Origin of the sequence: Undibacterium umbellatum, from assembly GCF_014284125.1 — a bacterium.
Taxonomy (GTDB): Bacteria; Pseudomonadota; Gammaproteobacteria; order Burkholderiales; family Burkholderiaceae_D; genus Undibacterium; species Undibacterium umbellatum.
Map to the genome: position 1 here is coordinate 156,997 of NZ_JACOFX010000006.1, position 26,908 is coordinate 183,904.

Annotated in this window: 26 protein-coding genes; 18 read left to right on the plus strand and 8 right to left on the minus strand. The window is 49.4% G+C overall.

Translation table 11 applies throughout. The features are described 5' to 3' along the window. The first annotated feature begins 510 nt into the window (after positions 1–510). The 7 genes from H8L47_RS13940 to H8L47_RS13970 all read left to right on the plus strand — a co-directional run bounded on the left by H8L47_RS13940 (position 511) and on the right by H8L47_RS13970 (position 7,161). Positions 511–3,303, plus strand: a complete 2,793-nt coding sequence (locus H8L47_RS13940) for an Ig-like domain-containing protein (RefSeq protein ID WP_186954208.1) — start codon at positions 511–513, stop codon at positions 3,301–3,303. A gap of 128 nt (positions 3,304–3,431) precedes the next feature. Beyond that, positions 3,432–4,040, plus strand: coding sequence for a glutathione S-transferase family protein (locus H8L47_RS13945; protein WP_186954209.1), 609 nt, complete (start codon positions 3,432–3,434; stop codon positions 4,038–4,040). Between the two features lie 18 nt (positions 4,041–4,058). Next, positions 4,059–4,421 carry a hypothetical protein gene (locus tag H8L47_RS13950; RefSeq protein ID WP_186954210.1) on the plus strand — a complete coding sequence of 121 codons (363 nt, stop codon included), beginning with the start codon at positions 4,059–4,061 and terminating at the stop codon, positions 4,419–4,421. A gap of 74 nt (positions 4,422–4,495) precedes the next feature. Next, on the plus strand, positions 4,496–4,876 hold the full coding sequence (locus H8L47_RS13955) for a DUF6713 family protein (protein ID WP_186954211.1): 381 nt from the start codon (positions 4,496–4,498) through the stop codon (positions 4,874–4,876). A 136-nt stretch (positions 4,877–5,012) separates the two neighbouring features. Further along, complete coding sequence (locus H8L47_RS13960; RefSeq protein ID WP_186954212.1) at positions 5,013–5,579, plus strand: hypothetical protein; 567 nt, start codon at positions 5,013–5,015, stop codon at positions 5,577–5,579. 38 nt (positions 5,580–5,617) lie between these two features. Then, complete coding sequence (locus tag H8L47_RS13965) at positions 5,618–6,523, plus strand: ADP-ribosylglycohydrolase family protein (protein WP_222616527.1); 906 nt, start codon at positions 5,618–5,620, stop codon at positions 6,521–6,523. Next, on the plus strand, positions 6,520–7,161 hold the full coding sequence (locus H8L47_RS13970) for an alanyl-tRNA editing protein (protein WP_186954213.1): 642 nt from the start codon (positions 6,520–6,522) through the stop codon (positions 7,159–7,161). Before H8L47_RS13965 ends, H8L47_RS13970 begins: the two co-directional genes overlap by 4 nt. 58 nt (positions 7,162–7,219) lie before the next feature. On the opposite strand, the gene H8L47_RS13975 is transcribed toward H8L47_RS13970, so the two are convergent. From H8L47_RS13975 to H8L47_RS14005, 7 genes are all read right to left on the minus strand, one after another. Beyond that, a complete protein-coding gene (locus H8L47_RS13975; RefSeq protein ID WP_186954214.1) occupies positions 7,220–7,645 on the minus strand; it encodes a YidB family protein in 426 nt (141 codons plus the stop codon). 132 nt (positions 7,646–7,777) lie between these two features. Next, positions 7,778–8,503: a 16S rRNA (uracil(1498)-N(3))-methyltransferase gene (locus H8L47_RS13980; protein WP_186954215.1), complete on the minus strand. Its 726-nt coding sequence runs from the start codon at positions 8,501–8,503 to the stop codon at positions 7,778–7,780. A gap of 29 nt (positions 8,504–8,532) precedes the next feature. Beyond that, positions 8,533–8,940 (minus strand): DUF350 domain-containing protein, encoded by a 408-nt coding sequence (locus tag H8L47_RS13985; RefSeq protein WP_186954216.1) that lies wholly within the window; start codon positions 8,938–8,940, stop codon positions 8,533–8,535. An 8-nt stretch (positions 8,941–8,948) separates the two neighbouring features. Continuing rightward, on the minus strand, positions 8,949–10,082 hold the full coding sequence (locus H8L47_RS13990; RefSeq protein WP_186954217.1) for a glutathionylspermidine synthase family protein: 1,134 nt from the start codon (positions 10,080–10,082) through the stop codon (positions 8,949–8,951). Continuing rightward, positions 10,082–10,555: a hypothetical protein gene (locus H8L47_RS13995; RefSeq protein ID WP_186954218.1), complete on the minus strand. Its 474-nt coding sequence runs from the start codon at positions 10,553–10,555 to the stop codon at positions 10,082–10,084. The genes H8L47_RS13990 and H8L47_RS13995 overlap by 1 nt, the downstream gene beginning before the upstream one ends. Positions 10,556–10,583: 28 nt before the next feature. Further along, positions 10,584–11,819: a polyamine aminopropyltransferase gene (gene speE / locus H8L47_RS14000; RefSeq protein ID WP_186954219.1), complete on the minus strand. Its 1,236-nt coding sequence runs from the start codon at positions 11,817–11,819 to the stop codon at positions 10,584–10,586. A 10-nt stretch (positions 11,820–11,829) separates the two neighbouring features. After that, a complete protein-coding gene (locus tag H8L47_RS14005; protein ID WP_186954220.1) occupies positions 11,830–15,183 on the minus strand; it encodes a DEAD/DEAH box helicase in 3,354 nt (1,117 codons plus the stop codon). Positions 15,184–15,377: 194 nt separating this feature from the next. Here H8L47_RS14005 and tkt point away from each other — a divergent pair, with 194 nt between their 5' ends. The 6 genes from tkt (at position 15,378) to H8L47_RS30255 (ending at position 22,675) form a co-directional block, all read left to right on the plus strand. After that, positions 15,378–17,381: a transketolase gene (tkt, locus tag H8L47_RS14010; RefSeq protein ID WP_186954221.1), complete on the plus strand. Its 2,004-nt coding sequence runs from the start codon at positions 15,378–15,380 to the stop codon at positions 17,379–17,381. A gap of 18 nt (positions 17,382–17,399) precedes the next feature. Next, positions 17,400–17,999: a GNAT family N-acetyltransferase gene (locus H8L47_RS14015; protein WP_222616528.1), complete on the plus strand. Its 600-nt coding sequence runs from the start codon at positions 17,400–17,402 to the stop codon at positions 17,997–17,999. Between the two features lie 198 nt (positions 18,000–18,197). Beyond that, positions 18,198–19,211 carry a type I glyceraldehyde-3-phosphate dehydrogenase gene (gene gap / locus H8L47_RS14020; protein WP_186954222.1) on the plus strand — a complete coding sequence of 338 codons (1,014 nt, stop codon included), beginning with the start codon at positions 18,198–18,200 and terminating at the stop codon, positions 19,209–19,211. Between the two features lie 126 nt (positions 19,212–19,337). Further along, on the plus strand, positions 19,338–20,018 hold the full coding sequence (lepB, locus tag H8L47_RS14025; protein WP_329605451.1) for a signal peptidase I: 681 nt from the start codon (positions 19,338–19,340) through the stop codon (positions 20,016–20,018). A gap of 318 nt (positions 20,019–20,336) precedes the next feature. Beyond that, positions 20,337–20,798 (plus strand): cache domain-containing protein, encoded by a 462-nt coding sequence (locus H8L47_RS14030; protein WP_230413735.1) that lies wholly within the window; start codon positions 20,337–20,339, stop codon positions 20,796–20,798. Between the two features lie 344 nt (positions 20,799–21,142). Next, a complete protein-coding gene (locus tag H8L47_RS30255) occupies positions 21,143–22,675 on the plus strand; it encodes a DUF4214 domain-containing protein (RefSeq protein ID WP_186954223.1) in 1,533 nt (510 codons plus the stop codon). Positions 22,676–22,746: 71 nt separating this feature from the next. Here the strand turns inward: H8L47_RS30255 and H8L47_RS14040 are convergent, their stop codons facing one another. Then, on the minus strand, positions 22,747–23,526 hold the full coding sequence (locus tag H8L47_RS14040; RefSeq protein WP_186954224.1) for an IclR family transcriptional regulator: 780 nt from the start codon (positions 23,524–23,526) through the stop codon (positions 22,747–22,749). A gap of 230 nt (positions 23,527–23,756) precedes the next feature. Between H8L47_RS14040 and H8L47_RS14045 the strand changes: the two genes are divergently transcribed. From H8L47_RS14045 to H8L47_RS14065, 5 genes are read left to right on the plus strand one after another with little or no spacing between them, the layout of a single operon-like run. Further along, positions 23,757–24,155 carry a diacylglycerol kinase gene (locus tag H8L47_RS14045; RefSeq protein WP_186954225.1) on the plus strand — a complete coding sequence of 133 codons (399 nt, stop codon included), beginning with the start codon at positions 23,757–23,759 and terminating at the stop codon, positions 24,153–24,155. 17 nt (positions 24,156–24,172) lie between these two features. Beyond that, positions 24,173–24,415: a hypothetical protein gene (locus H8L47_RS14050; RefSeq protein WP_186954226.1), complete on the plus strand. Its 243-nt coding sequence runs from the start codon at positions 24,173–24,175 to the stop codon at positions 24,413–24,415. Positions 24,416–24,471: 56 nt separating this feature from the next. Then, positions 24,472–25,506 (plus strand): nicotinate-nucleotide--dimethylbenzimidazole phosphoribosyltransferase, encoded by a 1,035-nt coding sequence (gene cobT / locus H8L47_RS14055; RefSeq protein ID WP_186954227.1) that lies wholly within the window; start codon positions 24,472–24,474, stop codon positions 25,504–25,506. 28 nt (positions 25,507–25,534) lie between these two features. Further along, complete coding sequence (locus tag H8L47_RS14060) at positions 25,535–26,302, plus strand: adenosylcobinamide-GDP ribazoletransferase (protein WP_186954228.1); 768 nt, start codon at positions 25,535–25,537, stop codon at positions 26,300–26,302. A 1-nt stretch (position 26,303) separates the two neighbouring features. Further along, positions 26,304–26,852 (plus strand): histidine phosphatase family protein, encoded by a 549-nt coding sequence (locus tag H8L47_RS14065; protein ID WP_186954229.1) that lies wholly within the window; start codon positions 26,304–26,306, stop codon positions 26,850–26,852. The last annotated feature ends 56 nt before the right edge of the window (positions 26,853–26,908 follow it).

A 26,908-nucleotide genomic window follows, 5' to 3' on the forward strand; every position in this document is an offset into this window, starting at 1 on the left:
AATTACTTCCCAGATTTCTTACTCGTTCCCGGTCAAATATTTCACTGAGGAAATTTAAGTTTCCCGTGGGGAAAAGTATTCTCTTGTCTGTTTTGGTGCAAACAAAAATATCCGGTGCAAATGGTATGGAAATGCACCAAACAGATAAGTAATAGTGGTTTTTTCACAAATTTGTTAAAAAAAGTCAATCCGCAGTAACAAAACTGACATGATCGGATGTTAATCTAGTAATCGTTTGCGCAAACGATTGCTTAGTTCAACTGTCGTTAAATCTCGTTTCTGGAAAGCTGCAAACAGCATGGTGGTAAGAGGAATAGGTAGAGAAGTACAAGAATGGCTGCTTACAGATATCTGAACAAAGCTGGAATAAAGAAGCGAGATAACGCAAGGCGTCCTGTCATGGACGCTGGTGCGAGTGGTGTTTTCTCTGCTTTGAGAATTTCGACTGAATGAAGATGTGTGTGGGACGGCCACACACATTAATGAGTAGTTATTCAGGGGGAATTTTTTATGCAAGCTTTACCAAAAGCCAGCAAACTAACAACGTTTGCATTGCAACTTGGTCTTGTTTTTTCATTCAGTTTTGTGGGCATACAAGCTGCCCAGGCATCTATTGCGGATCATAATGAATTCGAGGCAAGTTTGCATGTGCCATATCGGACTGATGCCAAAGCCGGTGCTGAATCCCGTTATTTCACGATGGAGTTCGAGTATCCCCATGTTGCAAAGGAGCAGACCGTCACCTGGCGCCTGGAGTTGTTGGGCGTAGACGGGCGTGTAGTAGACCGCTGGTACGGCACGGAAAAACTGTTCAAAAAAACTGTCACTGCACAAATGTTCTGGAGTGGCCGCGGCCCAACAGGCGCAGCCTTGAAAGATGGTGTTTATCAAGTCAGACTTACTGCCAAGGCGACGGATACTTCTGCCATGCAAGCTGCGCCAGCGGGTGATGTTGCCAGCACTGTTGAGCGTGCATTGGCAAAACCAGACACGGAAATCATTACACAAAGCTGGCCACTGCAAGTTGGCAAGCTCGCTACACCCAAAATGCCAAGTTTTGCAGCCTTGCCGACCAAGGCCAGCACGTCACTTACTAGTACATCCGCAGCCAAGTCTATTGCGGGCATGGCACCACCACCAACAGCGGCAATAGGTTCATTGCCTTACACTATCTACTACGGCAACTTGCATAGCCAGACCAATCATAGCGATGGTGGCGGTGAACTGACTTCATGTACTGGTGCGCAAAACCCGCAATCGGCAGCCTATGGTCCGACAGACGCCTATCAGTACGCATTCAACAGGGGTCTGGACTTTTTGTTGGCCTCCGAGCACAACCATATGTATGACGGTTCTGATGGCACCAATGCCTCAGCCACACCGGCAACTGCAAAAAACCTGTATCAATCTGGCCTTGCTGCTGCCAGCAGTTTCAACTCCAGCCATGCCGGTTTCCTTGGGATTTATGGTCTGGAATGGGGTGTCATCAACAACGGTGGGCACTTGAATATTTTCAACGCCAATGAATTATTGGGATGGGAATACAATAGCGGCAACCAGTTGCTGGCAGATACGCTAACTACAAAAAATGATTATGCTGGCTTGTACACCTTGATGCGTCAACGCGGATGGATAGGACAGTTTAATCACCCCTCAAGCAGCGGACAATTTCTTGTCGCCGGTACTGCATTCGGTTTTACCGCAGATGGCGACCAGGCCATGGTTGCTTGTGAAGTCTTGAATACCTCTGCATTCTCAACCAATACCACAGAAACGGAAACTAGCCGCAGCACGTATGAAGGTGCCTGCAACAAGGCATTGGAAGCTGGTTTCCACGTGGCGTTTACAACAAACCAGGATAATCACTGTGCCAACTGGGGGGCATCTTATACCAACCGTACCGGTGTTTTGCTGGCAAACGGTGCTGCACTGAATACGGCAAATTTTGTCGAAGCCATGAAAGCGCGTCGCATCTTCGCTACCATGGACAAGACTTCGCAAATCGTCCTGACTGCAAACGGCCACATCATGGGAGAGCGTTTCACAAATAGCGGCCCCCTGACCCTGGTCAGCAATTTTGCCAGCACGAGTGGCCGTACCGTTTCTACGGTAGTGATTTATGAAGGTGTGCCAGGACGCAGAGGCACGGTAACGCAATTGTCGAATACCGCGACTACCACTATTACTCCAGCAGTGGGCGAGCATTTTTACTATGCCAAAATCACTCAGGATGACGGTAAAATCCTGTGGTCTGCACCAATCTGGGTTACGCAATCGAATAGCACAGACAGCACGCCACCAACAGTCAGTGCTGGGGAGTCAGGCACCAGTGGCACGATCACCTTGTCTGCCAATGCAACTGATAATGTGGGCGTCAGCAGGGTTGAATTCTATGTCGATGGCACACTCAAGGGTACGGCAACCAGTACACCTTACAGCATGACACTGAACTCGGCGACCTTGACTAACGCCAGCCACAGCCTGGTTGCCAAGGCCTATGATGCTGCCAACAATGTTGGTACTTCCTCGGCGGTCAGCTTCACGATCAATAATCCTGTCAGCGATACGACTCCACCTACCGTGTCAGCCAGTGAAAGTGGCAGCAGCGGTAACATTACTTTGTCAGCTACAGCTACCGACAATGTTGGTGTCAGCAAGGTCGAGTTTTATGTGGATGGGACATTGAAGGCGACCAGTACAACGTCACCATATTCAACGACACTGAATTCAACAACACTGTCGAATGGTACTCACAGCCTGACCGCCAAAGCCTATGATGCTGCCAATAATATTGGTACCTCGTCTGCAGTGAGTTTTACTGTGAATAACAGTATATCCACACAATTGATTAGCAATGGTGGCTTTGAGAGTGGTGCCAGTTCATGGACTGCCAGTTCAGGCGTTATCAGCACTGGTGGTTCTGAGACATCGCGCACAGGCAGCTACAAGGCCTGGCTTAATGGCTATGGGAGCGCCCATACTGACACTCTGTATCAGCAAGTGACGATCCCCGCTGCTGCCACGTCAGCCAGCCTGAATTTCTGGTTGAAGATCAGTTCAGCTGAGACTACGACAACCCAGGCTTACGACACCCTCAAACTGCAAATACAGAACAGCAGTGGCACGGTATTGGCAACACTGGCGACTTATTCGAACCTGAACAAGGGTACGGCTTATGTCAACAAAACCTTTGATCTGAGCAGCTATAAAGGTCAGACCATACGCGTGTACTTTGTGGGCGTTGAAGGTAGTGTGACAGCGACCTCTTTCCTGATTGATGATATTTCGCTTGTCGCGCAGTAAATTTTTTTGGCAGCTTGTAAAGAGAAAAAGTGAAAACCCGCCAGGCACGGCGGGTTTTTTCATGGCTGTCGCATATTCATACTTCGCGGTAAGATAGATAACATTGGCCAGGACCGACAGGATCAAATATGAAAATCAGGTTTTATCACGCACCAGATGCAAACTGCTGTGAACGCTTGTTGTGGATACTCGACTACAAACAAGTCGAGTATGAACGCATTGATGTCGGGTTGGGCGATGTAGGGGAACAAGTCAGATTGCTGAGCCCATTCGCACGTGTACCCTTGATGGAGGTTGATGGCATCGCCTTAAGCGAATCCATGGCCATGGCCGAATTTATTGAAGAGATCGCCCCCAATCCACCTTTGCAATACGAAGCCCCCTTTGCCCGTGCCCAGGTGCGTGAAATTTGCGAGGCAGTTAACTCATCCATACATCCTCAACAAAACAGTAGCACGGTACGATTCTTTCATCCTGACTGGAACAAGGATCAGATGCGCCCGGTAAGAGCAAGGTGGCTGTTGATTAATCTGCAAAAACTGCAGCCACGTTTATGGCTACGCAGTCAGTTTGCAGTCGGTACTCAATTCACCCAGGCCGATATTTTTGTCAGTATCATTTATCGCAAGGCGCTGGACCTTGGTGTGGCAGTCACTGATTTGCCTGAATACGAACATTACTGGAAATTTTTGATGAGTCATGACTCAATCAGGCGCAGTTGCCCTGTTGCGGCATGAACCAGTATCAGCAATCGCATGGCAAAATCCAAACTAAGGAGATTGAAGATTGGGAATGACAGTTTTCTCTGGACTGTAAACACCTCATACCTGACACGTACAGACATGGCAGCGGACTATCCTGTGCATGTGAAATTCACCGCTTTTCTTGAAGCATATAAAACGACGGCCCTGCATATTCACTTCCACACTGGCGCGACGGTAGCGGGCAACTGGTTGACATCTGGAATTGGAGATGTCAATTTACATCTCCCCAGTTTTGCGCGTTTGCTGATACTTGCCGGTAATGAGCAAGGCTGGCGAGCTCAACGTCAGACGCTCAATATAGAAGATGGTCTGCCGATATTGAGGCGTATGGGATATAGCATCAAGGACGAATGAAAACGAGAATCAACAGGATTGCCTGTGATAGACTAAATGCTATTTTTTGTAAGACATTTTGAAATGTGCCTACAATGCTATTGACTCCACGACTGCAAATTCTCTTCCTCATCAATGCCACTGTTTTGATTACCCATCAGATTGATGCTGCTTACTGGCATGAGTGGGAGTTATTTGATCTACCAGGTGGAAATCAGCTCAACCTGCTACTGAATTTGCCCATTATTGCTCTGGTGTTATATGCACAAGGTCGGGTGGCAACGAATACGAAAGCCGCGGTTTTTTACTACAAGCTCGTCGCATTCCTGGGTTTTCTCACGGTGGCGATACATGGCGCTTTTTTTATTGCCGGGAATGAAGCATTCATGCAGCCTATGTCTATCGCCTTGTTGATCGCAACGAGCTTGTTCTCTTTTGTCCAACTCTTGCTGCTTCGTATTGTTGCCCGTTCTTAGCCTTTATTCTTAGTGTTGAGGCAGTTGAGTGATGGTGCCTGCAGCCGGTTGTCGACGCTTTGGCCAGTGTTTTTCCAGACAAAAAATCAATTCAATCAATATTTCAAACAAGACGCTCTCATTAAGGATTCAGACCGTGCATCGCTATTTATTCTCGTTCGCTCTTTTTTGCGCAGCTACCAATGCCGTGCCAAGTGTTTTTGAAAATTCAATTAATGTCACTTTTCCCGATAAAGTGGGTGCATTGACTTTCGGCGACAAGAAAGAATTTCCCAAGAAAGAACTGGGCGTAAATATCCGCTATCAAGGCAATGGCCCAGTTGTTGGATCAATTTATATTTATAACGCAGGTCTGAGCGATATCCCCACTGGTGTTGGTTCGCCCATCATTCATAAACACTTTGCCCAAGTCATTGGCGAAGTCAAGCAGCTCGCAGCAATGGGACAAGTCAAGGCAGTCAATCTGGCAGGGGCGGGTAGCACCATTTCAAGTTTTAAAGGCTGTGGGCCACAATTCATGTGGCGAGCTTATGAACTGGATATGGGGGATAAGGTATTATCGTCTTACACTTATCTGACAGGATTGAATAATAATTTTGTCAAATTGCGTATGAGTCACCTGAAAACTGATGCCCAAGGCAAGCGCGAAGTGGAGCAATTCGTCGAAGAAATTCGTAAAGTGCTGGGAAGTTGCAAAGATTAGTCCCCTTCATTTTTCTCACACCGAATAACAATACTTGAATGATGAAATCACTAGAACGCACACTGACGTCACTGGAAGGTTTGTCCATAGGCGATGCATTTGGCCAGTGTTTCTTTCAAACAGAAAATCAGTCACTGCTTGCAGGTGGCGGGCAATTGCCTGATGCTCCTTGGTACTTTACCGATGACACGGAGATGACATTGTCCATCGTGCGAGTATTGCGTAATCATGGGGAAATTGATCAGGACATACTCGCAAAAAGTTTTGCGAAACAATATAGCTACGACCGTGCTTATGGGCCATCCATGCACAGGGTCCTGGCCCGCATCGATGCCGGTGAAGCCTGGCAGGATGTAGTTGCCAGTGCGTTTGAAGGTCAGGGGTCTTATGGTAATGGTGCCGCCATGCGGGCTGCGCCACTTGGCGCTTACTTCGCAGATGATCTGGCATTGCTAATGAAGCAGGCCAGTTTGTCGGCCGAAGTGACACACGCGCATCCTGAAGGAATTGCGGGAGCCGTTGCAGTTGCACTGGGGGCTGCCCAGGCTTGCATTTATAGAGATGCAGGTGTGAGGCCCAAACATGCTGAATTTTTGGGCAAAATCATCGATGCGTTACCACAAACTGAGGTGCGTTCGAAACTGGTTCGTGCCCAGTCCATGCCCAGGGCAGGGTCCATGGATTTTCCAGTCTCTGTGTTGGGTAATGGCAATAATATGTCTGCGCAAGATACAGTGCCACTGGCCTTGTGGTGCTGCGCCCAGGCGCTGGACGACTTTGAAAAGGCAATGTGGCTGACAGTAAGCGCTGGTGGTGACCGAGATACCTTATGCGCGATAGTTGGCGGTGTTGTCGCATCGTTTGTTGGTAGCGAAGGCATTCCTGATAACTGGAAAATATGTCGAGAGGTTTTGCCTGCCTGGTATCTTGAGGGCGCAAATTGACGAAGAAAATTTTTTGGGAAGATCCCTATCAAACCCGTCTGTTGACGCAAGTCAGCAAGATAGAGGGCAATGATATCTGCCTCGCATCAACGATTTTCTTTGCGTTTTCTGGTGGCCAGGAAAGCGATACCGGCAGTATAGCTGGCCATGCGGTTCTGGCTGCACGTAAAGAAGGGCATGACCTGCTTTATACCTTGCCGGATGCGCATGGCTTGCACCCGGGGCAGGATGTGGAGGTCTGCATAGATTGGGAAAGACGCTACCGTCTCATGCGTTTGCACTTTGCCGCCGAGCTGGTACTGGAATTATTTTATAAATCATTGCCAGGCATAGGCAAGGCCGGTGCCCATATCGCGCAAGATAAGGCTCGCATAGACTTTGCCTGGAGCGAGAGCATAGCTCCCTTGCTGCCCGCTTACGCGGAACAAGTACAAGCTATCATAGCTGCCAATCTCGACATCAGATGTGCCTTTGATGATGAGGTTGCTGAAAGACGTTATTGGGAAATTGCCGGATTTTCGCGCGTGCCCTGTGGCGGTACCCATGTCAGGCGTACGGGTGAGTTGGGCCAGATCAGGTTGAAACGCAATAATATAGGGCGGGGTAAGGAGAGGGTAGAGATTTATCTTGTTCCATAAAAAAACAGCGACTGCAAAATGCATGTCGCTGGATTTTATCGATGCAAGTTGGTGAGGCTTACTTGCCGAACAAGGATGAAAACTGCTGCAGCACCGCTGCCGGATTGATGTTGCCAGCCTCTGGCACCTGGCCATGTGGCGTCAGATGATCGATGATACCAGGCAAAAATTCAGCCAGTTGGCTGGCTGCGCCTTCGTGAGAGATGCCTGCTGCAGTTGCCAGTTGTTGCAATTGCCCGCCACCCAGGGCTTGCTGGATTTGTGCGGCAGAGATAGGCATGTTTTGTCCAGTGCCTACCCAGGACTGCACGATGTCTGCCAAGCCAGCCTGATGAAAAGCACTGATCAATGCTTGCAAACCGCCTACGCCGCCTGGTTGCCTGTCACCCAGCATGCTGACTGCTGCTTGCATCAGCGATGCATTGCCGCCGCTGTTCTGGCTCACACTGCCAAGCATGCTTAATGCGCTATCGAATAAACTCATGATATTTCCTTCTGAATTGGTAAAGTGCTGCAAGTGTATGGCTGAGTATCGGCAGGAATTGTGAACTCTGTATGAAATTTGACAATTTTTTACGGCGAGAGAAATTTTTGTCTGTTTGTTATTGTGATCTTCTCACATGCCGCCCCAGGCTGCATTCAAGATGGTAATCGCTGCCAGCCCCGCTGTTTCCGTACGCAAGATGCGCGGTCCTATGGATAAGGCCAGTACACCATGCTTGATGGCGAGGTTTTCTTCTTCGTCGGAATAGCCGCCTTCCGGCCCCACCATGAGGCTGACTGCCTGTGCCGGATGGTGACGTGACCAGTCAGCCAGTGATTGCTCTGCGCGTGGTGTCAGCAATATTCTTTGATGCATATCTTGCTGCCCAAGCCACTGGTTGAAATTCATGACGGGTGACAGATGAGCGAGGCGATTGCGGCCACATTGTTCAGCAGCGGCAATGATGATGCCTTGCCAGTGTGCCTGTTTTTTCTCGGCTCGTTCAGCTGAAAGCCGCACCACGCAACGCTGCGCGGCCAGAGGCTGTATCGCACTGACACCCAGCTCCATGGCTTTTTCTACGATCCAGTCCATTTTCGAGGCCTCAGGCAGGGCTTGCACCAGATTCAGTGAATAAGGCAATTCACATTCTTCCGGCAAAAATACTTTCACTTCGGCCTGGACATGTTTCTTTGCGACCTGGGTAAGCGTAGCGACGTAACAGCCCCCTTCGCCATTGAAGATGCTGATGTTGTCACCCACATTCTGACGCAGTACAAATACATGATGCGCGACTTCGTCCGGCAAGTTGATGATGGCCCCTATGCTTAAGGGGAGAGGGCAGTAAAAACGTGGCATGCAATTCTCTATCTTGAATCTGTTGCAAATTAATAGGTCATGCAAGAGGCATTGATCATTCCCAGACCAAGGCTCAAAGCCCCAAGGAAAATGCCAGACGCAATTTTATTATTAGGGATATCCGAGATGATGCCGGGTATCAGCAAACGGGCAATGCCAAATGCCAGTAATTGTATAACCAGGGCGACCAGACCCCAGAAGCTCATATCGATCACGCTGACGCTGTTGGCAATGGCAGATGCCAGGGCGGTGCAATAGCCGAGCAGGGCACCAGACAGACTGGCGGCCGCAGCGATATTGCCTTCGCGAATCAAGGCGATTTCTCGATAAGGGGTGATGCGTATATACACGACGATAAACAGGGTCAACAGGACAAAGGCGGCTGCGATATGGCTGAAAAAGGCGACTAATCCGTGTGCCAGTAATTGTTCACTCATTGGTAATCCTATTCTACAAAATAATGGGGAGTGAAACGGCTGGTATTTTTAGTAATCAGGGTTTCATCTTCGCGTATGCCTATTCCGGCAGCTTCATCACCAACTATCCAGGCACCGATCGAGGTGTAAGCTGGGGTGATGCCGTCGTCAAACTTTGGTTGTGGTGCGTAAGCCTGATAGATATAACCTTCGGCACCATATTCACCAGCAGTATGCATCACTTCGCCATTCGCATAGATGGAAATATTTTCCCCCTCACGAGAATACAAAGGCTTTTTTACATGATTGCCACTGATGCGCCAGGCATCAAAATAGGCGGGCAAGAGATTGGGATGGTTCGGAAACAATTCCCACAATATCGGTAGTATTGCCTTGTTTGACAAGATCATTTTCCAGGTTGGCTCTATGATGCGCATGGGGCGCTTCAGCAAATGATTGGAAAAATCTTCGCGACACAGCCATTCCCAGGGGTAGAGCTTGAACAGATTGTCTATCCTGCTGTCAAGATCATCGACAAATACGCCTTCGTCTTCATCCCAGCCCAGGGATTCGATGGCGCATTGTTTGGTGGCAAAGCCTGCCTGTATGGCAGTATCGCGCAAATAAGAGAGGTTGCCTTCATCTTCTTCATTGCCGCCTGCGCAGGCAAAGTGCAACAGGCCCTTGCCAGGGAATTTCTTCCACTGGTCTATGAGTTTTTCATGCAGGGAATTGAACTGGTCAGCATCCGGATGAACATCTTGCAACCAATACCATTGGGCGACACTGGATTCCACCAGCCCCGTGGGGGTGTCGGCATTGTATTCCAGCATCTTGGGTGGGCCATTGCCATCCCAGCTCAAATCAAAGCGGCCATAGAGTGAAAATTCTTTGGCTCGCCAGCTATTTTCAACTTGTGACCAGAATGCCGGTGGTATGGCAAATTTCTCTTGCATGCCGTGTCTGACGACATGTTCTACCGCTTGCAGCGACATCTGGTGCAAGTCCAGGCTGGCTTGTTCCAGCGTATCTACTTGTTCTGCAGTAAAGCGGTAGGCATAGCGTTCATCCCAGTACAGACCATCAATGGAGTGATAGCTAAAGCCCAGGGATTCAAATTGTTGCTGCCAGTTCGCGCGCGGTGTCAGGGAGGTGCGTATCATCAACCGCCTCCGCTACTACGTGCGCTACTGCCAAAACCACCGCGACTGACGCTGCTGCGTGTGGTAGTCGTGCTGCGACTGATGGCATGGTCGCTGCCAGAATTGTGTACGCCAAAATTTCTTTGTACGGTATCTCGATAGCCGGGCGAATAAAAAGGCCCGAAAAAGCTGTGCGTGTAACCGCCATAGTGACTGCCGCTACCCGTATAGCTGCTGCCAGTAGTGCCAGCTGGCATGCTAGCGGTATTCAGGTCGGAGCTGCTGGCAACAGTTTCGCAAGCTGCACCATCGCCCCAGTCTTTGCGGCAATCTTCGAGGCTTTTATATTGATCGCGGATAGTAGTCAGTTCCTGACTACTGCCACTTTCAGTGTTACCACTGCATGCTGTCAGGGCGGCACTGGTTACCAGCATTAAGGGCAGAGCATGGCTGACTCTGCGTTTGCCATGTCGTTTTATTTTTGAGGCACTCACGGTTTCTCCTGTATCCCCCATTCTGGGGCTAAGGCATCAGGTCTTTCACATAATTTGGTAAAGCAAATAATGCCTGATGCACCTCGCCATTGTAATACTTTAGCAATGGCAAGCCACGGTGTTTGATCTGCAGATTTACCGTTGACGCTGATATAGACAGGGGATTACTGTACTTGCTGACAATCGCCATGCCCCACAATGCCCCATACAAAGGGATGAAAACGGTGTATGGATGCAATTGAGGAAATACAAGCTTGAGTTTTTTCAAGGTATTTGCAAAGCGTTGTGGGTGAAAGTAGGGGCTGCCCAGATGCAATACCAGCATGCCTTGTTGCGTCAGCCTTTGCGCGCAAGACTGGAAAAATTCTTCTGTCATGCAAGTAGCCGCAAGTGAGCTGCCATTTGGACTGACTGGGTCGGTCAGGTCCAGCAGTATCAAGTCAAACTGTTCTGTACTGTTATGGACATATGCAAAGCCATCTTCATAACGGTGTTGTATTTTTGGATCATCCAGTGCGCCGTGATGAATTTTGCTCAAGTGCTGGCGTGCCATCTTGACGACTTCTACATCAATTTCACACAGGGTGATACTGCTAATGCTGGGATGCTTGAGCAACTCTTCGCAAGAACCACCGTCACCACCACCGATGATGAGGGCGGTACGCGGTTCTGGATGGCTCATCGCCGCAGGGTGTACCAGGCATTCATGATAAAAGAATTCATCTTTTTCTGATGTCATCATGGCACCGTCTATACGCATGACCTTGCCAAAATCGTTGGTATCGGCGATCTCGATTTCCTGCATGGAACTGCGCTGGCGTGCCAATACCTGATTGATACGGGTAGCCGCAAAGCTGTCTTCTGTCAGGGCTTCAAAGCTCATGGCAGGGCTATGTTCACCGCGTTGCAATTCCTGGCGTGAGACTGTGCGTGGCTGGAAAACAGCAATCAGGGCATCAACCATTTGTCTGGCTTTGCTGCCATTGTCGTGATTGAAGTTGCAGACGTATACGTCCAGCGTGACTGCATGACGTTCTGGCCAGGTATGGATGGCGACATGCGATTCTGCCAATAGCAAGGCACCGGTGACGCCAGCCGGGCTGCCATCCTCATGGGTGAATGGGTGAAACTTTTCCCCGACGATGGTCAGGCCAGCAGCAATAGTGATATCGCTGAGGCATCGACGCAGGCTTTCCGGGCTGACGAAATATTCTGGCGCTGCATCACAATTGAAGCAGTCGGCGGTCAGGTGTAAGCCTTCCATAAGTCTTTCTTTATTTCAATGGTTCAAAAATGCCCTGCAAGTCTTCTGCAGTCAGTTGCACACTGGCGATTTCACCCTGGTCAAGTATGGCGCGTGCCAGGTCGGACTTTTTAGCCTGCATTTCCTGTATCTTTTCTTCCAGCGTGCCCTTGGCAATCAGGCGATAGACAAACACGGGCTTGTCTTGCCCTATGCGCCACGCGCGGTCGGTGGCCTGGTTTTCTGCAGCCGGGTTCCACCACGGGTCATAGTGAATAACGGTGTCGGCGGCGGTCAGGTTCAGGCCCACGCCACCGGCTTTCAGGCTGATCAGGAACAACGGCACGTCACCCTCCTGGAAACGTCTTACCACTTCGCCGCGATGCTCGGTATCTCCAGTCAGCATGACATAGCTCAGCTTTTTTTCTTGCAGGGCTTCGGCAATCAGGGCCAACATGCTGGTGAATTGTGAAAATACCAGTATCTTGCGGCCTTCAGACAGCAATTCTTCCACCATTTCCATGAGTTCCGCCAGCTTGGCTGAAGGCGGCGCTTTGCCCTTGCCAGCGCTAACTCCTGTGATTTTTACCAACCTGGGGTCGCAACAAACCTGGCGTAATTTAAGCAAGGCGTCCAAAATAATGATCTGGCTGCGCGCCACTCCCTTCTTGGCAATTTCATCCCGTACTTTTTTATCCATGGCCACTCGCACGGTTTCGTACAGGTCGCGTTGTGCTCCGCTGAGTTCTATGTGCCGGACTATCTCGGTTTTAGCGGGCAATTCGGTGGCAACCTTGTCCTTGGTCCGTCGTAACAAGAAAGGTTTGATACGGCGTGTCAGCAAAGCATGGCGTTGAGTATCGCCCAGCTTTTCTATGGGGTTGCGGAAATCCTTGGTAAACGCTTTGACATCTCCCAATAAACCTGGTATCAGAAAATTGAATTGTGACCACAATTCGCCCAAATGATTTTGCAAAGGCGTACCAGTCAGGCAAAGGCGGTGGTTAGCCTGCAGCAGGCTGGCCGTCTGGCTGGCCTTGGCCTGGGCATTCTTGATGTATTGGGCTTCGTCCAGTATCAATAAATGATAGCGATGCTGGCGCAAGGCTTCTTCATCGCGCGGTAACAGGGCATAGGTGGTCAACACCAGGTCAACCTGCGGGATTTGTTCAAACAGTTTGCTGCGGTCCTTTCCATGCAGGACCAGTATGCGCAAATCAGGGGTGAAGCGCTGCGCTTCGCTGGCCCAGTTATCCATCAGACTGGTGGGGGCAACTACCAGTGCAGGTTGCGTAAGTCGGCCTGCTTCTTTTTCTATCAGGATATGGGTCAGGGTTTGTATGGTTTTGCCCAGACCCATGTCGTCAGCCAGTATGCCTGCGAGTTGGTATTCGCGTAAAAACTGCATCCATGCCACGCCTTCTTTTTGATAATCGCGCAGGTTGGCATGCAGACCTGCTGGCGGTGTAATGCTATTGATGCCGCCAAACTCGGCAAGACGTTGACCAAAGGCTTGCTGGCGCTCACCACCTATCCAACGTAATTGTGTGGTGGCCGATAATTCTGCCAGACGTGCCGCATCCAGCATGGGAAGTCGTATGGCGTCGCCCTGGTGTTCATTGAAATACAATTCACCAAGCACCAGCAGAATAGGTTTGATACGTGCGTAGGGAAGAGCCACCCGGCTATTGTCAGGCAGGTTCAGCAAGACTTGTTCATCGTCGGCGCGCTGGTTCAGTTGCTGCACGCTAAAATCTTGTGGAGCCTGGCGTATCAGGCCAACCAACAAGGGCAGCAGTGAAATTTTAATCTGGTTGACGACGATGCCCAGTTCAAGATCAAACCAGGTGGATTGCTGGTTTTCTTCCGCGACTTCGGCATACCAGTCTTCTACCTCTTCCAGGTCATAGCGATAGCTATCGAGCAGACGCAAATCCCAACCTTGATCATAAAATATCGGCAGTTGCTGGGTGGTAAATTTCAACCAGGCGTTTTGATCTCCAAGTACAAACACATCACCTGCGTTTGATGAACTGATATCTTCCGGGGAAAACCCCAGATCAAGCAGGGTTTGCAGGGTGGTTTGTTCTGCTTTTTTGTCCCTGGTGATACTTTCAACATGATCACCATTTCGACGTGTGATGCCGTCTCCCGCCAAGTCAAAGGGGATGAAGCTGTTGTCGTAACAGTACTGGAGCAGGGCAAAGTCAACAGTTTCAGTAGGGCTGCGCTCTTGACTGCCCATGACCAGTGCGGGACGCATTTTGATGTCGTCGCGTTGAATCATCTTTAATTCAGCGGGCATGGGTATGCTGTTTTGCAGCCCCAGTTCCAGTAATTTATGTGCCATAGCAATGCGGGTTTTTTGACGCTCTATCGCAATTGACGGCGCTTCTTCGACCAATCTGATCAGTGCAGGCAAATCCAGGTCTCCGGTTGCTGCGGCATGCAATTTGCCGCAACTCTGCGGTGTTACTATCCAGGGGGGATCGGTAGGCAATAGGTAATATGTTTCGGGCAAGCTATCGCTTTGAGCTGATAATTGCCAGCGCAGGCGCAAGAAGCCCTGTTCCTCCTGCCAAGTCAGGTGGGCATGTTGCTGCTCATGAAATTCGAGTTTCTTTATCGAACTTTGTTTATTCTCAGTGCTTAACCAGTACAGTTTGCCTGCTTTGGCAATACGCTCAAGCAAGACTGCCCCCATCTTCTCTCTGGGGTTGTAGTACGAGTAGTAATAGGAATTCATCGTACTCATATTGAACAATGCCAGTAAATCGTAGTCATCGCCCTTGATGAAATTACTGGTACGCATCACATCGCGCACTGCCTGAGACAATTTGGTGTACTTGAGTTCACCCTTGGCATTGAGCTTGGCTTTGCCAGGGATGAGGCGAATTTCCTTGCCGTTCCCCAAAGTCGAGAGGGTAAATATCAAAAAACCATCGTCCGTTTTTTCTTCTCTGTGTGAAACAACGTATTGATTGATATGGCTGGTATTTTGCGCAAATTCCAGTTCATGTAGCCATTTTTGCTCCGCAAAACTAAGCGGGGCTTCTATCGCAGGTTTGCCAGAGGGAGTTTTTTTTTGTTGGTGGTCCAAAATGTTGAGCAAAACTGCAACAGTATGTTTGCAGTTGTATTCAACTGGACAACTGCAGCCTCCGATGACTTCCTCAAGTGTTCCCTTGTCATCAAAGATAAGCTCGATTTCCTGAGTGTAAATATTGCGTCCGCTGCCTTGTACCTCTGACTCTATAAAGTCATTTTCAAAACTCCAGCCTTTGACTTTGTTGTCATTTGCATAGCTCATTCCGCGTATAAACGTGTCGCGGGGAAATTGTGCAGCTACATCTTCCAGGGTAAAGCGGTGATTTTTTGATAGCATGTGTGCGTTTTACTGGTAAAGCAAAATGTTTGATGACAGAAAATAGTCCAGTTTGATGCTTGTTTGTACTTCCAAAGAGTCGCAATTGTAGTATGGACCTCATGCTCTGGTAAAATATCGGGTTTTCGCGGGGATAGTTTCATGTCCCCGGCTCGCTACACTGACCAGTTTTCTCAAGACTACCTTCTGACACCATGATTTCATCTCTTCAGCCGGCAACACTTACCAAGATGGCCAATGCAATTCGTGCCTTGTCCATGGATGCTGTACAAAAAGCCAATTCTGGCCATCCGGGCGCGCCTATGGGCATGGCCGACATCGCAGTTGCTTTATGGAAAGGCTTTTATCGTCACAATCCGGCTAATCCTAAATGGATCAACCGCGACCGCTTTGTGTTGTCGAATGGCCACGGCTCGATGTTGCATTACTCGCTGTTGCATTTGACAGGCTACGACCTGCCTATCGAAGAGATAAAGAATTTCCGTCAACTGCATTCCAAAACTGCCGGCCACCCTGAAGTACATATCACGCCAGGCGTGGAAACTACCACTGGCCCATTGGGCCAGGGTATTACCAATGCCGTCGGTATGGCACTGGCTGAAAAACTGCTGGCGGCAGAGTTCAACCAGGGCGACCTGAAGATTGTTGATCATTACACTTACGCCTTCATGGGCGATGGCTGCCTGATGGAAGGCATCTCACATGAAGCCTGTTCACTGGCAGGTACACTGCAACTGAATAAGCTGATCGCTTTCTGGGACGACAATGGCATCTCCATCGACGGTCATGTTGAAGGCTGGTTCACCGACAACACACCAAAACGCTTTGAAGCCTATGGCTGGAATGTGATCCCGGCAATTGATGGTCACAATGCAGAAGCCGTGGCCAATGCGATTGCTGCTGCGAAGACATCTGACAAACCTACCCTGATCTGCTGCAAAACCGTGATCGGCAAGGGTTCTCCGAATATGGAAGGCACGCACAATGTGCACGGTGCCGCCCTGGGTGACAAGGAAATTGCCGCAGTACGCGCGCACATAGGCTGGGAATACCCACCATTTGAAGTACCGGCTGACGTTTACGGAGCCTGGGATGCCAAGGCAGATGGCGCAAAAGCCGAAGCTGAATGGAATGCGCAATTTGCCGCCTACACGGCCCAGTTCCCACAAAAAGCGGCTGAACTGACACGCCGCATGAATGGCGACTTGCCAGCCAACTTCGATGAAGTGGTGGCGAATGCGATTGCATCCTGCGTAGAGAAAAAAGAAAACATCGCGACCCGCAAGGCTAGCCAGAACGCCATACAGGCATTTGCACCATCACTGCCAGAATTCCTCGGCGGTTCTGCCGATTTGACAGGGTCCAACCTGACCAACTGGAAAGAAAGCATTGCCGTCCGTGGCAACCAGGCTGGCAACCATATCAATTATGGTGTGCGTGAATTTGGTATGAGCGCGATGATGAATGGTATTGCCCTGCATGGCGGTTATATCCCGTTTGGCGCAACCTTCCTGACTTTCTCTGATTACAGCCGCAATGCCATCCGCATGGCTGCACTGATGAAAATCCGTACCCTGTTTGTGTTCACCCATGACTCTATCGGCCTGGGTGAAGATGGTCCTACCCATCAATCCGTCGAACACGTTTCCAGCATGCGCCTGATCCCTAACCTGGACAACTGGCGTCCATGCGACACGGTGGAATCTGCCGCTGCCTGGGCCCATGCTGTCAAGCGTAATGATGGCCCATCGACCCTGATTTTCTCTCGTCAGAACCTGCCGTATCAAGAGCGCAGCGCCCAGCAAATCGCTGATATCCAGCGCGGTGGCTATGTCTTGCAAGACGCGGCTGATGCCAAGGCTGTATTGATCGCCACCGGTTCTGAAATTGAGCTGGCTGTTAAATCTGCGGCAGAACTGGCACAGCAAGGTATTGCAGTGCGCGTAGTGTCCATGCCATCGACGGATGTATTTGACCGCCAGGATGCAGCCTATAAAGCAGCCGTACTGGGCAAGGGCTTGCCACGTATTGCCATCGAAGCCGGTGTGACTGACTTCTGGTATAAATATGTAGGTTTGGAAGGCGCAGTTGTCGGTATCGATACTTTCGGTGAATCTGCACCTGCTGGTGTTCTGTTCAAATATTTTGGCTTCACTGTTGACAATGTCGTTGCCAAAGTAAAAGCGACACTGGCTTAAATAAGCAGGAATACTGAATTGACAGACATTACTGTGAGCAGCATCAAAGAGATCAGCCTGCGTCGTGCTACCTTAGGTGATGCAGAGGCGATTGCTGCTGTGCGTGTGGAAAGCTGGCAGGCTACTTACCGTGGCATGATTCCAGATAACTATCTGGATGAAATGCGCGTAGAAGACAGCATGCTGCAATGGCGACAAATTCTGCAAGCCATGTCGCAGGCAGAAGACCGCATCTGCGTGTATGTGGCCGAGAGTGAAGGCCATATCATCGGTTTTGCGTCCGGCATGATGCTGCCTGAACCTAAGCTTGGCATGCAGGCTGAGTTGACCGCAGTATATCTGCGGCCAGCGTGGCAGCGTTCTGGCATAGGCCGCCGCATGGTACAGAAAGTGGCGCGCACCCTGCAGGCGCAGGGTGCCGAGAGTTTGCTGGTGTGGGTCATCTCCGGCAATTCCATCGCCCGTAATTTTTATGAAGAGCTGGGCGGTGCGCTGTTGATAGAACAGGCATTCAGCTGGGATGGCATGGATTTGATGGAAGTGGGTTACGGATGGAGCGATTTGTCGGTGCTGATGGCATCGGTGAATGCCATGCGTACACCGTTATCACTGCATTGAAGGTATTTTGAAGACCAAAAAGCTCACCACAGAGGCACAGAGACACAGAGAAAAAACAAGAGAAAAACTGATGAATGATGATTAGCATAAGCAAAATAGCTTTTGCCGTTCTCTTGCCTTTCTCTGTGTCTCTGTGCCTCTGTGTTGAGAGGTCTTAGGTTTTTTAATTTGTATTTTTAGTCCCTTGGAGATAAAACCATGACGATTCGCGTCGCAATCAACGGCTATGGCCGTATCGGCCGCAACATCCTTCGCGCTCATTACGAAGGTGGCAAGTTCAAGAACGAAATCCAGATCGTTGCGATCAATGACCTAGGCAATGCAGAATCCAATGCCCACCTGACCCGTTATGACACAGCCCACGGCAAGTTCCCAGGCACAGTCACGGTCGAAGGCGACACCATGATCGTCAATGGCGACAAGATCAAGGTATTTGCAGAACGCAATCCAGCCAATATCCCTTGGGGTGAATTGAATGTCGACGTCGTGCTGGAATGCACAGGCTTCTTCACGACAAAAGAAAAAGCTTCTGCCCATCTGGCTGGCGGCGCGAAAAAAGTCATCATCTCTGCCCCAGGTGGCAAAGATGTCGATGCAACCATCGTCTACGGTGTCAACCACGGCGTATTGAAAGCCACTGACACAGTGATTTCCAATGCATCATGCACGACCAACTGCCTGGCACCTCTGGCCAAGCCTTTGAATGATGCCATCGGTATCGTCAACGGCTTGATGACGACTATCCATGCCTACACGAATGACCAGGTGTTGACAGACGTGATGCATGAAGACCTGCGTCGCGCCCGTTCTGCCACCATGAGCATGATCCCGACCAAAACCGGCGCAGCAGCTGCCGTTGGCCTGGTATTGCCAGAACTGAATGGCAAGCTGGATGGTTACGCCATGCGCGTACCAACCATCAATGTATCCGTAGTAGATCTGACTTTCGTTGCTGCCCGTGACACGACAGTGGCAGAAATCAACCAGGTATTGAAAGATGCATCCGAAGGTGCCCTGAAAGGCATCCTGGATTACAACACAGCACCTCTGGTGTCTGTGGATTTCAACCACAACCCAGCTTCCAGTACTTATGATGAAACACTGACAAAAGTTTCTGGCCGTCTGGTTAAAGTATCGAGCTGGTATGACAATGAGTGGGGTTTCTCCAACCGTATGCTGGACACCACTGTTGCACTGATGCATGCAAAATAATCTGCTTGCCAGATAGTTTTTGCAGCAAGATTAAAAATACCCCGAACTTTCGGGGTATTTTTTTGTCTATGCAGGGCAAGGGTAATTTATTGATTTATATTTTTTGCTTTGTCATTGGAGATTACTGTGAAGCTCAAAAAACTGTTGGCCGACAATAAAGGTTTTATCGTACTCATGCTGGGCATGGTCTTTGTACGTAGCGCGCTGGCTGATTACTATGTTGTGCCCACCAGCTCCATGTATCCGACCCTGCTGGAAGGGGATCGCGTGATTTGTGACCGCCTGGCCTATGACGTCAAGCTGCCATTCACTGATGTCATCCTCAAACATGTGTCCGATCCGCAACGTGGTGATGTAGTCACTTTCACCTCGCCAGAAGATGGTGTGCGCCTGATCAAGCGCCTGGTAGCCCTGCCAGGTGATGTGGTGGAGATGCGCGAAGAAAAACTCTTTATTAATGGTGTGGCAGCCGCCTATGAACCCACAGAGCCGCGCAGCGATGACCATTTGACGCCAAAACGTGAATACCAAGGTCAGCAACTGGTTTACAAAGAGCGCTTAGGCAGCCTGCAACATGAAATGATCGTCATGCCAGAGCGTGAAGCTCTTCGCTCTTTCGCCCCCGTCAAAGTCCCTGAAGGCGAATATATGATGCTGGGAGACAACCGGGATAATAGCCGGGATTCCCGCTACATTGGCCTGGTAAAGCGTGAGTTGATTACTGGTCAGGTAAAGCGCCTGATGTATTCACTGAATGGTGATCGGTATTATTCGCCACGTTTTGACCGCTTTGGGGCGAAAATTTAAAATCAGACAAGTAAGTCAACAGCCAGTGCCACTTATTGCACTGGCTTTTTTATTGGTGCTGCCTGCACACTGTGGGCCAGGCAAAAGAACTGGGAAAACTGTTACGTAAATTTGATGTTGACGGTGTTGTTAATGTGCTTAACTATAAATGCAAATATGCTCTATGCTGGTGTGAAATTAAACATGGAATTGTAAAATTATTGCACTGCACAGTGAGTAACGCTGGACGAAGGAAAGCAAATAATGAATGATTGATTCTGCAAAGCAATAACAACCGGATTCTGGCCAGGATGGCTGGACACAACAAGGAGATAAGTCATGAAATTAATGAGTAAACTGTTTTTGCTGGCAGCGATGGGTTTCTTTATGTCTTCGTCAGCCATTGCGAGGGAAGAGCGCGGAACTACAGCGCAAGCACAGGCCATGGTGAAAAAAGGGATCGCCCACATCAAAAAAAATGGTAAGGAAAAAGCTTTTGCCGATTTTAATGACACCGCAAACAAAGACTTTCATGACCGCGACCTGTACTTGTTTGTGTATGACATGAATGGTCTGAACTTGTCTCATGGTGCCAATCCCAAGATGGTCGGTAAGAATTTGCTGGATTTGAAAGTGGAAGGCAAGCCCATCATCAGGGATATGATAACTGCTCTCAAAACCAAGAATGACGGCTGGATTGACTATCAATGGCCAAACCCTGTCACTAAGGCCCTGGAAACCAAGTCCAGTTATTTCGAAAAAGTTGATGATTATTTTGTTGGTGCGGGTGCCTATAAATAAGTCTGATGGATTGACTCGAACGCAAGGCCAGCGGTTTCGCTGGCCTTGTTTTTTTTGCATTTCAAATATGCTACACTATTCGTGTTTAGCAGGTTGATGCAGCAGGGAGATAATCAAGTTAATTCCTCATGAAAAAAGCGAAGTTTTACATCGAGAATTGATTTGTTTCGGTGCCACCTACGCAATTTAAAGTTTAGTTACTTTGCGCGCCCAAAAAGCAACGGTTTGGTTGTCGCTGCGGCGTAAAATTTGTTCCTTATATCCTTCGTCTACTTGAGTTTCCACGCTTCTGCTGCGCTCTATTTTTTGCCCGAATGTTTTCAATCTATTGAAAGGACAAGATCATGCAAGAAAAAACAGTTATTGCTAAGCCGTTTTCGGGCGACTACAGGATAGATGTACTTATTGATGATATCAATTACCGCTGGAATGCGGGCAAGGCGCTAGGAACCCCGGTAGAGATCAGCTTTAGCTTTATCAAATCTCCAGCTTCCTATGCTTCCGATTCTGATAAAAACGGGTTCAAGGCTTTCACTGTGGAACAGATGGCTGCTGCCCGAGCCATCTTTGCTGAGATATCCCAAGTGTTGAATGTAACTTTCAAGGAAGTTGCAGAGGCTGATATCCAGTCTGGCATCAGGCTGGCGAATAATATCCAGGAGAAGAGCGCCGGATATGCCAAACTACCCGTGCCTGCATCGGATGGTTCAACCTTCAGTGCGGGCAGTGGTGATTTATTCATGTCGACAACTTACATGGATGCGAGTTATCAAAAAGGCAGTGATGCCTACAAGATACTGATTCATGAAATAGGGCATGCGATAGGACTTAACCACCCTGGTAACTATAATGCTGGTGAGCCGCCAAGTGCTGAGGCGGGCAATTATCTTGCGACATCCGAGGATAGTAGCTGGATTTCCATCATGTCCTACAATCCGATCGCGCAAAACCAGCAAGGCGAGTTTTTTGCGACTTACGATATGTTGGCCCTGAAGTATTTGTATGGAAGCAGACCATTTCATACAGGCAATGATACCTACTCCTATGGAGATGCTGATGGGCAGACTCTGAAGATCATCAATGATACTGGCGGAGTCGATACTATTGACGTATCCAAGGCAACATTGGCTGCCACCATTAATCTTACACCGGGTTCATTGAATTCTGTGGGGCGCGTTGCTGCCGGGGATGCAGCGATCAATAATTTATCTATCGCTTTCGATGCAACGATAGAGAATATCATTGGTACTGCTTTTAGCGACAAGTTCACTGGCAATGCTTCCAACAACTTCTTTGTTGGTGGTAGTGGTGACGACTTTCTTGATGGCGCCGCTGGACTTGATACTGCCCAGTACACTGGTTTGAGAAGCACCTATTCAATTGCGGGAAACAATACGGGTTTCAATGTGAGTAAACCAAATTCTCAAGGAGTGGATACACTTAACAGCCTTGAGCGACTCAAATTTGCAGATGTGTCGGTAGCGCTTGATATTGATGGTACTGCTGGTCAGGCTTACAGGATATATCAGGCTGCTTTTGGTCGCACCCCAGATCTGGCCGGTCTCGGATATTGGATCAAGGATATGGACAATGGTTCTAACTTGACGACGGTCGCAGCGGGATTTATGCAATCGAAAGAATTCCAGACGCTTTATGGTGCAAATCCCTCAGTTGATACTTTCTTGACGACTTTGTACAAAAATATCTTGGGTCGTATCCCAGATCAGGCGGGTTACGACTACTGGAAAAATGAGTTAAGTGCCAATAAAATCAGTTTTGCTGGGACTTTGGCCAGTTTTACTGAAGGTCAGGAGAATAAGCTGAAAGTTATTGGCTCCATTCAACATGGCTTTGATTACATCGAGTACCTTGGCTAGTTTGGAAAGATGATTTGCTTAGCCCATGACCGTATCATGGGCTAAGCCAGTGCTGGCAAAGGTATTCCCTTTTATCTCGTTTCCATGTAGCCCAGGGTGAAAGAAATCTGCCTCGCTGTTTCAGTCAGATTGCTTAGCCATTCTTCCTGCAGGCGGTCAGCAGGCGCAGAAATAGACAGACCAGCAATCATTTTGCCGCTGTCGTCATGAATACCTGCTGCCATGCAGCGCACACCCAGTTCCAGTTCTTCATTGTCCCTGGCGTAGCCATTTTCCCGAACCGCAGCCAATTCTTTTTCCAGTTTTGCCAAATCAGTGATGGAATTTTTATTATGCCCGGCCAGGCCTGTACGAGTGGCGTAGGCGCGGATGGCCTTAGGTTCATCCAGAGACAAAAACAATTTTCCAGTGGATGTCAGATGTAGTGGGGCACGGCCACCGATGGCGCGTACCACCTGCATGCCAGAACGCTCAGAGAAGGCGCGGTCTATGTAAACTATTTCGTCGCCCTGGCGTACCGACAGATTAATGGTCTGGTTGGTCTGGCGGTGCAGGGCGCGCATGAATTCCAGCGCGGCTTCACGCACATCCAGACGGCTTTTGACGATATTGCCCAATTCCAGCAAACGCATGCCCAGGCGATATGAGCCAGTGTCGGCACGATCAACGAAACGCGTGAGCACCATATCATTGAGGATGCGGTGAGCAGTTGATGGGTGCAAGCCAGTAACGATGGCCAATTCCTTCAGGCTGACCGGATCCTGGTAACGTGACAGGGCATCCAGCAAGGACACCATGCGTTCTATGACTTGGATGGAAGTTTTCTCTGACGAAGGTGTATCGTTTTTCATATTGTGGTTGGTGCGCTGCAATATATAAGTTATACCACAATGTGAAATGAACGTCACTGCTTCGCTGTCAAAATGTAACATCATCATAGGTATGCATCAATTGCACTTGCAATAATTCTGTTGACGGCAAGTAAATCTGCTTGTCCCTGACTTATAGTCCTGTAAAATTCGCCACCTGAGCGAAGGCATCCAGGTTTGGCCTTCATCTGCATCTAGGATAAGGAAGAGAAATGTCTGAAAAAGAACAAGCTGTCAGTGAATTCAAAAGCAAAAGTGGCCTGCGCCGTATTTTTTCGGCCTTCCTTTATTCCATCGATGGCCTTTGTTCCGCCTGGAAAAACGAACATGCTTTCCGCCAGGAGTTGGTGCTGGTCGTCACGGGCTCTGTCATCGCCCTGTTTTTGCCAGTATCGGCCTTTGAAAAGCTGATGATGATAGCGGTACTGATCCTGATCCTGATCGTAGAGTTGATTAACTCAGCGATTGAAGCCGTGGTTGACCGTGTTTCGCTTGAGCGCCATACCTTGTCCAAGAATGCCAAGGACTTTGGCAGTGCCGCTGTCTTGCTGACAGTGTTGATTGCTCTGGCTACCTGGGTAGTGATTTTGCTTGATCGCTTTTATTATTGATTATGACGAAACTGTCCATGCTATTACTGTTATTGATTGCGATCAGAGTGGTGCTGGATTTGTTTTATTTTTTGAATAAAAGACCTCCTACATATTTGCACCTCGCATACTTTTTTCTTTATTTGACCGCTGCCGCATTGATGTTGTTGATTGATGGCTTGAACATGTGGGCGGTTTTGTCGCTGGCAATTTCCGCTTATAGCTTATTGCAGTTTTTATCGATGCGAAACAAGAAAATCGATGAGATAGCTGGTCATTAATATATCGCCGGTGAGCAATGTTATTGAAAAATGCGTCATTACTTCGAATGGTGAATATGAATATAAAAATATCTGCAACAAGCCATCCTGCACTTGAAGCCCAGCTCGCCGCTGCCATCAACAACAAGACCAAACCCTTGGGCAGTCTTGGCCGTCTTGAACATCTGGCAGTGCAAATAGGATTGGTACAGCAAACCACTCAGCCAGCATTGCGTGAGCCTTCAATTATCGTGTTTGCGGGGGATCATGGTGTGGTGGCTGAAGGTATATCTGCATTTCCTCAGGATGTGACTTGGCAGATGGTGGAGAATTTTCTCGCTGATGGTGCGGCGATCAATGTTTTTGCAAGGCAGAATAGTATTGCCCTACACGTGGTGGATGCCGGTGTTAATCATGACTTTGGCACACGCGAAAAGCTGCTGAGCATGAAAGTAGCTAACGGCACACGCAATTTTGCCAAAGAACCGGCGATGACTGTTGCCCAATGCCAGACTGCGATGAAAAATGGTGCTGAACTGGTGGCCGCTCTGTCTGGCAATGTACTGGGTTTTGGCGAGATGGGTATAGGCAATACCACGGCCGCGGCTGCACTCATGCACAAGCTGACAGGTGTTCCTGTCGCCGATTGTGTAGGTGCTGGTACAGGTTTGTCTGCCGAAGGCATACGCCATAAACAGGCTGTGATTGAAGCCGCCGTGGCCTTACATGCAAATGTAGAAGCGCCTGCCGATGTGCTGGCTACATTTGGTGGTTTTGAAATTGCCACCATGGTCGGTGCCATGCTGGCAGCTGCAGAGCGCCGCATGGTCTTGCTGATAGATGGCTTCATCGTCACCAGCGCCTTGCTGGTGGCAGCCAGGATGCATCCAGCGATACTTGATTATTGTGTGTTTTCTCATCAATCAGATGAAAGCGGACATGCCCGTATGTTGCAGGCTCTGCAGGTCAAGCCAGTGTTGCAACTGGATTTACGTCTGGGCGAAGGCACTGGAGCTGCACTTGTGTACCCCATGTTGCAAGCGGCGGTGAATTTCCTGAACCAGATGGCTACTTTTGCCTCAGCACAGGTCAGTGAAAAAAGCAGCGACTAACATAGTTTTTCCTATTGCTGGAGTCGGTTTGCATCAACTACGCCTATTCTTCATTGCCCTGCAATTTTTTACCCGCATCCCCATCCCTGCTTGGGTGGGGTTTGAGCCTGACTGGCTGCGCCAGTCTTCACGCTATTTCCCGGCAACTGGCTGGGTAGTCGGCGCAGGCTGTGCCGGTGTCTATGTCGCCGCAGTACAATTATGGCCACATGCGGTAGCAGTTGTGCTGTCGACCGTTGCAGGCATCTTGCTGACTGGCGCTTTTCATGAAGATGGTTTTGCCGATGTCTGCGATGGCTTTGGTGGTGGCATGACGCCCGAGCGCGTGCTTGAAATTATGAAGGATTCACGCGTCGGTGCCTATGGTGCCATCGGTATCTTGCTGATGCTGGCCTTGAAGCTGACATTATTGATCAGCTTGCCTGCTTCGATGATCGTGCCAGCCTTGTTGCTGGCGCATCCCTTGTCGCGCTTGGCTTCTTGTAGCCTGATCTGGCTCATGCAATATGCACGGCATGAAGGCAAGGCCAAGCCATTGGCACAGGAAATGCACTCAGGTGAATTTCTCTTCGCCTGTCTGACAGTGTTGTTGCCAGGCGCAGTGCTTTTACATTTTTTTTCCTTTTCGTTGCATGGATTGTTGCTGGCGTTGGGCCTGATGTTATTGCTGACCTGGCGTATGGCGTGCCTGTTTCAGCGCAGGATAGGCGGGTTTACCGGTGACTGTCTGGGGGCCACCCAGCAAGTGGCAGAAGTGGCTATCTATCTGGGTTTGCTGGCTTTTCAGGTTGCCTGATATGCGCCTGCATTTGCTCCGGCACACCAAGCCACAGATAGCTGAAGGTCTGTGCTATGGGCAAACGGATGTCGATGTCTCTCAAGCTGACTGTGACGCATTGGTGCAGAAACTATCCAGTCAGTTGCGGCCAGGTTTGCCAGTGTTTTCCAGCCCTTTGCAGCGTTGCGCCCGTCTGGCCAGGCTATTGCATGCCGAGCCTCTGTTTGATGATCGTTTGAAAGAACTCAATTTTGGCGTTTGGGAAATGCAAGCCTGGGACAACATCCCAAGGATCGAAATTGACGCATGGGCCGCAGCCCCCGCCAGCTATAAACCTGGCGGTTTGGAATCAGCCATAGACTTGGCGCAACGCACGCTCAGTTGGCTGGTTGACATGCATGCACGGAACATACCAGACGCCATTGTAGTTACCCATGCCGGTGTCATGCGCATGTTGCTGGCTTGGCAAGCAAGTATGGCGGCTGAGGAGTTGGCAGGTGTGGTGTGTGCACAAAGCCTCAGCCTCGCCTTTGGTGAATATCAGGAAATACTGGTATTTAACACTTAATGCAGATAGTATTTACGCAAGACTGACAATACAGCCATGTTTCCCATGGTCATTGC

Bases quoted from the DNA above. Each gene is read 5' to 3' on its own strand.
- H8L47_RS13945 (WP_186954209.1), top strand. From the start codon at position 3,432: ATGAAAATCAGGTTTTATCACGCACCAGATGCAAACTGCTGTGAACGC.
- H8L47_RS13980 (WP_186954215.1), bottom strand. From the start codon at position 8,503: ATGCCACGTTTTTACTGCCCTCTCCCCTTAAGCATAGGGGCCATCATC.
- H8L47_RS14005 (WP_186954220.1), bottom strand. From the start codon at position 15,183: ATGCTATCAAAAAATCACCGCTTTACCCTGGAAGATGTAGCTGCACAA.
- H8L47_RS13990 (WP_186954217.1), bottom strand. From the start codon at position 10,082: ATGATACGCACCTCCCTGACACCGCGCGCGAACTGGCAGCAACAATTT.
- H8L47_RS30255 (WP_186954223.1), top strand. From the start codon at position 21,143: ATGCAAGAAAAAACAGTTATTGCTAAGCCGTTTTCGGGCGACTACAGG.
- H8L47_RS14030 (WP_230413735.1), top strand. From the start codon at position 20,337: ATGAAATTAATGAGTAAACTGTTTTTGCTGGCAGCGATGGGTTTCTTT.
- speE (WP_186954219.1), bottom strand. From the start codon at position 11,819: ATGGAAGGCTTACACCTGACCGCCGACTGCTTCAATTGTGATGCAGCG.
- H8L47_RS13965 (WP_222616527.1), top strand. From the start codon at position 5,618: ATGATGAAATCACTAGAACGCACACTGACGTCACTGGAAGGTTTGTCC.
- H8L47_RS13985 (WP_186954216.1), bottom strand. From the start codon at position 8,940: ATGAGTGAACAATTACTGGCACACGGATTAGTCGCCTTTTTCAGCCAT.
- H8L47_RS13950 (WP_186954210.1), top strand. From the start codon at position 4,059: ATGGCAAAATCCAAACTAAGGAGATTGAAGATTGGGAATGACAGTTTT.
- H8L47_RS14065 (WP_186954229.1), top strand. From the start codon at position 26,304: ATGCGCCTGCATTTGCTCCGGCACACCAAGCCACAGATAGCTGAAGGT.
- H8L47_RS13975 (WP_186954214.1), bottom strand. From the start codon at position 7,645: ATGAGTTTATTCGATAGCGCATTAAGCATGCTTGGCAGTGTGAGCCAG.
- H8L47_RS14040 (WP_186954224.1), bottom strand. From the start codon at position 23,526: ATGAAAAACGATACACCTTCGTCAGAGAAAACTTCCATCCAAGTCATA.
- H8L47_RS13940 (WP_186954208.1), top strand. From the start codon at position 511: ATGCAAGCTTTACCAAAAGCCAGCAAACTAACAACGTTTGCATTGCAA.
- tkt (WP_186954221.1), top strand. From the start codon at position 15,378: ATGATTTCATCTCTTCAGCCGGCAACACTTACCAAGATGGCCAATGCA.
- H8L47_RS13955 (WP_186954211.1), top strand. From the start codon at position 4,496: ATGCTATTGACTCCACGACTGCAAATTCTCTTCCTCATCAATGCCACT.
- cobT (WP_186954227.1), top strand. From the start codon at position 24,472: ATGAATATAAAAATATCTGCAACAAGCCATCCTGCACTTGAAGCCCAG.
- H8L47_RS14050 (WP_186954226.1), top strand. From the start codon at position 24,173: ATGCTATTACTGTTATTGATTGCGATCAGAGTGGTGCTGGATTTGTTT.
- gap (WP_186954222.1), top strand. From the start codon at position 18,198: ATGACGATTCGCGTCGCAATCAACGGCTATGGCCGTATCGGCCGCAAC.
- H8L47_RS14045 (WP_186954225.1), top strand. From the start codon at position 23,757: ATGTCTGAAAAAGAACAAGCTGTCAGTGAATTCAAAAGCAAAAGTGGC.